Origin of the sequence: uncultured Blautia sp. (assembly GCF_902497045.1) — a bacterium.
GTDB lineage: Bacteria > Bacillota > Clostridia > Lachnospirales > Lachnospiraceae > Blautia_A.
Genome location: NZ_CABVDF010000129.1, coordinates 1 through 7,850, shown reverse-complemented (window position 1 = coordinate 7,850; position 7,850 = coordinate 1). Strand labels below are relative to the sequence as shown.

Here is a 7,850-nt window from a genome sequence, read left to right as displayed (position 1 = left end):
GACACAAATATGTAAAATTATGCTATACTAAAATTCAGAATAACTGGAGGCACACAATATATGAGACTTTTTATTCAAAGAGTACTGCAGGCGGAAGTAACCGTAGATGGAGATACAATCGGCAAAATCGGAAAGGGACTTCTTGTCTTTGTCGGAGCAGGGAAAGAGGACAATAAAGAAATTGCTGATAAATACCTGAAAAAGCTCCTGGGGCTTCGGATTTTTGAAGATGAAGCCGGTAAGACAAACCTTTCTTTAAAAGATGTATCGGGAGAGCTTCTTTTGGTTTCTCAGTTTACGCTTTATGCCAACTGCAAAAAAGGCAATCGTCCAAGCTTTATTGAAGCAGGGGAACCAAAGATGGCAGAAGAGCTTTATGAATATATGATCCGGGAAGCGAAGAAATCTGTTCCGGTAGTAGAGCAAGGCATTTTTGGTGCAGATATGAAGGTATCTCTCATCAATGACGGACCTTTTACAATTTTGCTTGACGAACATATTCTGTAATCTTGTTTTTATTTATTCCAAAGATGAAGGAGAATGAAAGAATGAAAAAGAAGATAACTGTATCCACAGCGATCCTCTGGCTGTTTGCAGCTGTTTTTCTGGCAGGGTGTTTTACGGCAGCCGCACCAGAGTCTGTTCAGGCAGCCACCCCAAAAAAGTTTGTTTATCAGAATGGCTCCTATTATTATTACAATTCCGCAGGAAAGAAGGTAAAGGGATGGTATACTTCCCCTTCCGGAGTCAGATATTATTTTGATTCCAGGACAGGAGCTGCAAAGCCGGGCATCCAGAAACTTAAGGGAAAGACCTATTGTTTCAGCAATAAGGGCAAAATGCTTACAGGCTGGCAGACCGTAAAAGGCAAACGATATTTTTTCAATAAAAAGACAGGATGCATGCACACAGGCTGGCTGCGTACATCTTCGGGAAACATGTATTATTTTTTCCATGACGGAGTAATCCGTCCGGGATTCCAGAGTGTCCAGGGAAAGGTACGTTATTTTAACTCCAATGGTCTGATGATCCGCAACAAGATCGTTACCTATAAAGGCAAACGTTATTATATGGACAAAAACGGATATCGAAAAGCCGGTCTGGTCAGAATCGGAAGAAACTGGTATGCGTTTGACCGAAAAACAGGAGTACAGCTCCGCAATGCTTTTTATACAGACTCAGACGGCTCCAGGTATTATGCGGGCAGCAGGTATTCTCTGGTAAAAGGCTTTTATAAGGTTGGTTCCTATTATCGGTATTTCCGTCCTTCAGATTATAAAATGGTCACAGGCTGGCAGACCATCGGCGGCCACAAATATCTGTTTAATACGCATACAGGTGCCAGATATGATGCCTGCAAAGTTACTCTTGTAAAGAATATGTACTGCTTTAATGGAAATGGTCAGATGTACCGAAATGCCTGGGCTGCCATAAAGGGAAAAATATATTATGCTCAGAGCAATGGCCGTTTGGCTACAGGCTGGCTGAATCTGAAAGGAAACCATTATTTCCTGAACAGTGCAGGAGAGAGGCAGACAGGCTGGATCACAGTCAATAAGAAAAAATATTATCTGTCGCCATCCACCGGCATTATGAAAAGAAACTGCTGGGTAGACCGGACACATTATGTAGGCAGCGACGGAGCATGGATCCCAAATTATCAGGAAAGGAATTTCCGCTGGCCACTCAGTTCCAAAAATAATATCATCACAAGCTATTTTGGACCGAGAAAGCCACCGGGACCGGGAGCTTCCTCATATCATAAGGGAATCGATATCGCGGCAAAATCCGGCGAGCCTATTTATGCAGTGGCAGATGGAACGATATCTTTGATCAAACATAATAACGGCGGTGCAGGAAATCACATCCAGATCACACATGCAGATGGGATTGTTTCCGAATACATGCATCAGTCAAAATTTGCCCCGGGACTGAAACAGGGATCAAAAGTAAAAAAAGGACAATTGATCGGTTATGTAGGAAATACGGGAACATCCTTTGGAGCGCATTTACATCTGGGTATTATTGTAAAAGGCACACATAAAGATCCACTGGATTACGTAAAGCGTCCGGGAAAATAAAATAGTAAATTATATCAGGCAGGATTTTTATTTATAAGCAGTAATTCTGGCTGCAAAAGATGCAGAAGAAGTACAAAAAGGTAAAAATCCTGCCATCTATATGGAAATACATCTATACGACAAACCCGAGTTTTTCATATAGATATAGACAAAAGAACCACTTCTGTGGTATAATCATAAAGGAATCCGAAAATCTGTTTGCTTAGGGAGTTTTAAATTATGGAAAAAAAACAGACTTATCATGAACATACAGACATCGAAAATACATTGCGTCTTCGTCAGGTTCTGGCAACGCTGCCTTCTTTTTGCAGAGATTATTTTCGAGCCATTGATGCAACAACTACAACGAAAACAAGAATTTCTTATGCCTATGATATCCGTATCTTTTTTCAGTTCCTTCTGGAAACCAATCCGTCTCTGAAAGAAAAATCCATGAGTGATCTTACCGTTCAGATTCTGGATCAGGTCAAAGCTGTGGATATTGAGGAATATCAGGAATATCTGAAGGTTTATCAGAACCGGAATGCTGATAAACTGGAAACCAATGGAGAACTTGGCCTGAAACGCAAAATCTCTGCTTTACGAAGCTTTTATGCCTATTATTATAAAAGGGAAATGATCGAGACCAATCCCGCGGTGCTTGTAGATGTGCCTAAGATCCACGAAAAAAGCATCATACGTCTGGATGCTGACGAGGTGGCTCTTCTTCTGGACCATATTGAGCATTGCGGAGATACACTTACCGGACAAAAACGTGTGTTCTGGGAAAAGAATAAAGAAAGGGATCTTGCTATTGTAACATTGCTTCTTGGTACAGGAATCCGTGTTTCAGAATGTGTAGGTCTTGATATTGAGGATGTGGATTTTAAAAATAACGGAATCAAGGTTACCCGAAAAGGTGGAAATGAAATGGTTGTTTATTTTGGTCCTGAGGTAGAAAGAGCTCTGAGGAATTATCTGGAGGTCAGAGAAAACATTACCCCTCTCTCCGGCCATGAACATGCACTCTTCTATTCTGCTCAAAAAAAACGTATCGGGGTTCAGGCCATTGAAAACCTGGTCAAAAAATATGCCCGGGAAATTACAACAACAAAAAAGATCACCCCTCATAAGCTCCGCAGTACCTATGGTACGGCTCTTTATCAGGAAACCGGCGATATTTACCTTGTAGCGGACGTTCTTGGGCACAGGGATGTAAATACTACTAAAAAGCATTACGCGGCCCTGGACGATGCCAGACGGCGTCAGGCGGCAACTGCTGTAAGATTAAGGGAGGACTGATGTCCTCCCAGGATTTTATTTATCCTTGTTTTTCAGATTCTGAAGCATTTCTTCTATGGTTTTTCCGATCAGTGGATGCCTCTTCCATGGAGCAATCTGATCCATGGGGATCAGTACAAAATCTCTCAAATGCATTTCAATATGAGGGACATGAAGCTCCGGAGTATCCAGGACAAGGTCATCATACATAAGAATATCCAGATCCAGTGTCCGTGGCCCCCAGTGGATGGTTCGTACACGGTTGGCTTCCTGTTCTATCTGATGAAGAGCCTGAAGAAGCTCTTCCGGATCCAGAATAGTCTGAAGCTCAAGAGCTCCGTTAAGGAAATCATCCTGGTCAGTCACTCCATAAGGCGCTGTCACCAGGTAGTCGGAAACTTTTTTAACCTGGCAGTCTTTTCTTTCATTTAAATGTTTTACTGCCATATCCAGGTAGGCTTTTTTGTCACCTATGTTAGAACCAAGGGCAATATATGCTGTATGCCAGCCTCTGGTGATCTTCACAGAAACGGTATTTAAAGGAAGAGCTATTGGTGCCCATGGCTTCTGGATTTCCAGATCCAGCTTTTTTACCAGAGGATATTCCAGAAGAATTGCCTGGGCAAGGTGTTCTGCAGCACATTCCAGCAGCTTCCAGGTATGCTCTGTCATATATTTCCGGATAAAATGACTGACTTCTCCATAATTGACGGAGAAAGAAAGCTCATCTGTAACACCGGCCTTTCTGGTACTGGTATAGAGAACAACAGAAATTATGAATTTCTGACCAAGAACATTTTCTTCCGGGTAAACGCCATGATTGGCAAATATTTCTAGTTTATCAATTGTGATCTTATCCATTACTATCTCCCTAAAATTGCTTCTGTCATCTGTATTGCCCGTTTATTTTCTTTAATGTCATGAACCCGGACAAAGGCGCAGCCCTTCATAACTCCAATAACTGTGGTAGCTACGGTTCCTTCTACACGCTGGTCAGCAGGAAGATCCAGAGTAAGTCCGATCACAGACTTTCGTGACGTACCAAGAAGGATCGGAAATCCCAGCTGATGCAGTACGTCCACATGATGGATTGCTTCCAGATTCATCTCATAGGTTTTTCCAAAGCCTACACCTGGATCCAGAATGATCCTGTCATCAGAAACACCAGCTTCTCTTGCGATTTTTATGCATTCTTCCATATCTTTTACCAGATCACTTAGAAAATCATCATAGACGGCTTTATGACGGTTATGCATCAGACAGCAGGCGGCTTTGTACTGTGCAGTCAGGTCTGCAACTTTTTTATCGTGTTTAAATCCCCAGATGTCATTGACCAGATCTGCACCTGCTTTTAAAGCTGCCTCTGCTACTGCTCCTTTATAGGTATCGATGGAAACTGGTACGTCAAAACGGCTTTTTACAGCTTCGATCACAGGTACTACGCGTGAAATTTCTTCCTGATCAGTGATCACTGTATGCCCCGGACGTGTGGATTCTCCTCCGATGTCAATGATATCAGCACCATCTCGTAGCATTTCTTCTGCATGAAAAAGCGCGGCATCCAGATGATTGTATTTTCCTCCGTCTGAAAAGGAATCCGGTGTTACATTCAGGATTCCCATAATATAGGTTTTGTTTTTTATATCAAAATCTCTGTTTCCGATCTTCATATAAGTTCTCCTTTTTGTTTAATATTCTATCCACAGGTTCTTTTTTTCCTTTGGCCAGTTGCATTCCCTTTTTGAAGGGCAGGCAAAACAGTTACGGGATTTTTTATCTGCCCGGTACAGATACACAGTAAGAGGAAAATCGCTGGACAGGCTTGCGGCATTACGGTGACCAAGTATTGCTGCTTTTACTGCTTCAATTTCATCTTCCTGAAAACCACAGTCTTTCATAATGTATTCTGCCGTTCTGGCGCCTGCAATATCATGGGGAGTGCCGTGGATCAGCTGCTCATATCTTCCAAGATCATGGAGAAGGGCTGCTGCATATATGATATCTTTCTTAATGGCAGTGCCGTCTTCCAGGCTGTAAATATACATCAGTCTGGCTACATCAAGAAAATGTTCCATAGTATGGCGGCAAAATTGTCGGTCTTTCTCTGCTGTCTGAAGTTTTTTAATAAGCTCCTGGAACAAAGGATGTTCCTGCATTTTTTGTATGCGTTCCATGGCCTATTTCACCATCTGCAGAAATGTCTGCTGTAAAGAAAGATCTTCTGCAAAAACTCCTCTTACAATGGTGGTTACTGTTTTGCTTCCTGGTTTTTGCACTCCGCGCATGGTCATACACATATGCTCGGCCTCGATCATGACCATAACACCCTTTGGATTCAGATATTTTTCCAGAGCATCTGCAATCTGGGCCGTCATATTTTCCTGAATCTGAGGTCTTCTGGCAAAAACTTCTACTGTACGGGCAAGTTTGCTGAGGCCGGCAACCTTGCTGTCAGGAATATAAGCCACATGGGCTTTTCCGTAAAAAGGAAGAAGGTGATGTTCACATACCGAATAAAAGGTAATGTCTTTTTCAATGACGATGTTGTTATTAATTGCCTGGAATTGTTTGTTCAGATGGGCGGCAGGATCCTCGTAGAGCCCTCCGTAGATCTGTTCACACATACGTGCGATCCGATCCGGGGTTTCCAGAAGTCCTTCCCGGCTGATGTCTTCACCGATACCTTCCAGCATCAGGCGAACACCCTGTTTGATTTTTTCATGATCCATCATACTCAGTTACCTCCTTAAAAATATTTCGGGATGTGAGTATTCTGGTATGGATTTATAATGCAAAGAAATGCATGGAAATAAATTCAGGTACACAAAAAACATCCCGATGTGAATGAGCATCTGGAATAAATAATAATTCTAATATCCCTTCACAATCGAGATGTTTGTCATCTGTATGTTGCAACGGGTGCGGAATCCATATCGTAAGACGAGCTTTTCGTTTCTGTGGCAACTCCCCATCCACGGAACACTTGACGCATGAAATCCTATTTTGCATATTATTTATCTGGCATAATTATACTACCATTATGCGTGTATTTCAATAAAATATTTTATTATTCTGTAATTGCCCATACTCTGGCCGGAAGCCCGGTGGCTCCTTCAATCCGCGGATAGGCGACGATTATAACAGCACCTGCCGGAGATACCTGATCGAGATTTTTCAGAAGCTCTACCTGAAGCTTGCCCTGGTCCAGGACATATCTTTCGCAGATCAGATCTCCTGCTTTTTCTGCAACAGCTGAAGAATCTGTATCCAGAGTTTCATGACCGTTTGCAGCTGCATTTCTTACCTCATATATGTATTTCAGAGCTTCCATGGACCAGCCGGGGAAGTTTTCGCTTCCATCCTCTCCGGTTCCGGATAATGCATCCATATCCGGCCAGTTTTTGTACCAGTCCGTTCTGAGGGCAACCAGAGCTCCATCCGGGATATCTCCATAGGTCTGCTCGTAATTTTGGATATCTTCTACAGTAACGGCATATCTGGGATTTTCCTTTACTTTTTCTGTTACATCGATAACACATAAGGGAAAGATCAGATCATGTACATCATATTTCTCTGAAAACTCCCTGCCCTTTATAAAATGTCCCGGAAAATCAATATGGGTTCCAAACTGTCCCGGAAATTTAAAGGTCTGGATCAGACACTCCAGCATAGGATTTCCCCAGTCAAAGCACATTTTTGCCAGTTCTACAGTTCCTTCCGGAATACCGGCCCAGTAAGGACTGTCGTTATTCATGGAATGAGATAATTCTACCCATCTGTAATTTTTTGCTGCTTTTAATGCTTCCCATAACTGATACATGTGCATTGCCTCCTGTTCTTATCTGCCTATAAATGTCTGTCACATCATTTACATTGCGAATTTTTTTGTAATAATATCACAGATTCTGCATAGTATCAATATATAAATGTACTGCTTTCGTATTACATAAAAAGGGACTCTGTAATTTTACAAAGTCCCCTGCTTTTTCTTTATGTAGTTGTATGCTTTATACCTGGATTATAATGCGGTTCCGATCTTATCCTGGAACTCTGCCGGAACATCTTCTTTGTCAAGAGACATACTGATGATAAAGGAAATGCCAAATTTCTCTCCGATCTCTTCCAGCTGTTCAAGTGTACCAGATGCATCTAATCCTTCCAGTTTCGCTGTAGTCAGGAAGCTGTCCAGATAAATCTGCTCAAGGTCATGATCCTGAGAAATAATACCACAAACAAATCCAACAAACTCATCCGCATTTTTAATAGGATATACAGAAACATCGATCAGACGAACCTTATTATTCAGTTCATACATGTGTTTCGTGCTTTTGTCTAAGTAAACAATGCTGCCATTTGCGTCTTTAATTGCGCCGTTCACTTTGTCTAACAGTACTTTTGTTTTGCCCTTGCCTTTCTTTCCTACGATCAGTTCAACCATCCTGTTTTCCTCCTTAGACAATATGATATTAAATTTTTACCAAAACCTTGTTTAATATGTTTCATATTATA

At 41.8% G+C, this 7,850-nt stretch carries 9 protein-coding genes and 1 riboswitch; of the genes, 3 read left to right on the top strand and 6 right to left on the bottom strand.

The window, feature by feature from the left end:
- The first annotated feature begins 60 nt into the window (after positions 1–60).
- The 3 genes from dtd (at position 61) to RDS42_RS09840 (ending at position 3,362) form a co-directional block, all read left to right on the top strand.
- Entirely contained in the window at positions 61–507 is a 447-nt protein-coding gene (gene dtd, locus RDS42_RS09850; RefSeq protein ID WP_308783508.1) for a D-aminoacyl-tRNA deacylase, read from the top strand.
- Between the two features lie 41 nt (positions 508–548).
- The gene (locus RDS42_RS09845; RefSeq protein WP_308783507.1) at positions 549–2,081 is read left to right on the top strand and encodes a peptidoglycan DD-metalloendopeptidase family protein; all 1,533 of its coding nucleotides are present in this window, start codon (positions 549–551) and stop codon (positions 2,079–2,081) included.
- Positions 2,082–2,300: 219 nt separating this feature from the next.
- A complete protein-coding gene (locus RDS42_RS09840) occupies positions 2,301–3,362 on the top strand; it encodes a tyrosine-type recombinase/integrase (RefSeq protein ID WP_308783506.1) in 1,062 nt (353 codons plus the stop codon).
- 15 nt (positions 3,363–3,377) lie between these two features.
- Here the strand turns inward: RDS42_RS09840 and folK are convergent, their stop codons facing one another.
- The 6 genes from folK to RDS42_RS09810 all read right to left on the bottom strand — a co-directional run bounded on the left by folK (position 3,378) and on the right by RDS42_RS09810 (position 7,779).
- On the bottom strand, positions 3,378–4,202 hold the full coding sequence (folK, locus tag RDS42_RS09835) for a 2-amino-4-hydroxy-6-hydroxymethyldihydropteridine diphosphokinase (RefSeq protein ID WP_308783505.1): 825 nt from the start codon (positions 4,200–4,202) through the stop codon (positions 3,378–3,380).
- A 2-nt stretch (positions 4,203–4,204) separates the two neighbouring features.
- Complete coding sequence (gene folP, locus RDS42_RS09830; RefSeq protein ID WP_308783504.1) at positions 4,205–5,011, bottom strand: dihydropteroate synthase; 807 nt, start codon at positions 5,009–5,011, stop codon at positions 4,205–4,207.
- Positions 5,012–5,029: 18 nt separating this feature from the next.
- The gene (locus tag RDS42_RS09825) at positions 5,030–5,515 is read right to left on the bottom strand and encodes an HD domain-containing protein (RefSeq protein ID WP_308783503.1); all 486 of its coding nucleotides are present in this window, start codon (positions 5,513–5,515) and stop codon (positions 5,030–5,032) included.
- Positions 5,516–5,518: 3 nt separating this feature from the next.
- Positions 5,519–6,073 (bottom strand): GTP cyclohydrolase I FolE, encoded by a 555-nt coding sequence (folE, locus tag RDS42_RS09820; protein WP_308783502.1) that lies wholly within the window; start codon positions 6,071–6,073, stop codon positions 5,519–5,521.
- 179 nt (positions 6,074–6,252) lie between these two features.
- A riboswitch (THF riboswitch) is annotated at positions 6,253–6,349 on the bottom strand.
- Between the two features lie 59 nt (positions 6,350–6,408).
- The gene (locus tag RDS42_RS09815) at positions 6,409–7,161 is read right to left on the bottom strand and encodes a cyclase family protein (protein ID WP_308783501.1); all 753 of its coding nucleotides are present in this window, start codon (positions 7,159–7,161) and stop codon (positions 6,409–6,411) included.
- Positions 7,162–7,359: 198 nt separating this feature from the next.
- A complete protein-coding gene (locus RDS42_RS09810; RefSeq protein ID WP_308783500.1) occupies positions 7,360–7,779 on the bottom strand; it encodes a twitching motility protein PilT in 420 nt (139 codons plus the stop codon).
- Positions 7,780–7,850: the final 71 nt, after the last annotated feature.

Coding starts and splice junctions, on each gene's coding strand:
- folK (WP_308783505.1), bottom strand. CDS start 4,202: ATGGATAAGATCACAATTGATAAACTAGAAATATTTGCCAATCATGGC.
- RDS42_RS09810 (WP_308783500.1), bottom strand. CDS start 7,779: ATGGTTGAACTGATCGTAGGAAAGAAAGGCAAGGGCAAAACAAAAGTA.
- dtd (WP_308783508.1), top strand. CDS start 61: ATGAGACTTTTTATTCAAAGAGTACTGCAGGCGGAAGTAACCGTAGAT.
- RDS42_RS09840 (WP_308783506.1), top strand. CDS start 2,301: ATGGAAAAAAAACAGACTTATCATGAACATACAGACATCGAAAATACA.
- RDS42_RS09845 (WP_308783507.1), top strand. CDS start 549: ATGAAAAAGAAGATAACTGTATCCACAGCGATCCTCTGGCTGTTTGCA.
- RDS42_RS09815 (WP_308783501.1), bottom strand. CDS start 7,161: ATGTATCAGTTATGGGAAGCATTAAAAGCAGCAAAAAATTACAGATGG.
- folP (WP_308783504.1), bottom strand. CDS start 5,011: ATGAAGATCGGAAACAGAGATTTTGATATAAAAAACAAAACCTATATT.
- RDS42_RS09825 (WP_308783503.1), bottom strand. CDS start 5,515: ATGGAACGCATACAAAAAATGCAGGAACATCCTTTGTTCCAGGAGCTT.
- folE (WP_308783502.1), bottom strand. CDS start 6,073: ATGATGGATCATGAAAAAATCAAACAGGGTGTTCGCCTGATGCTGGAA.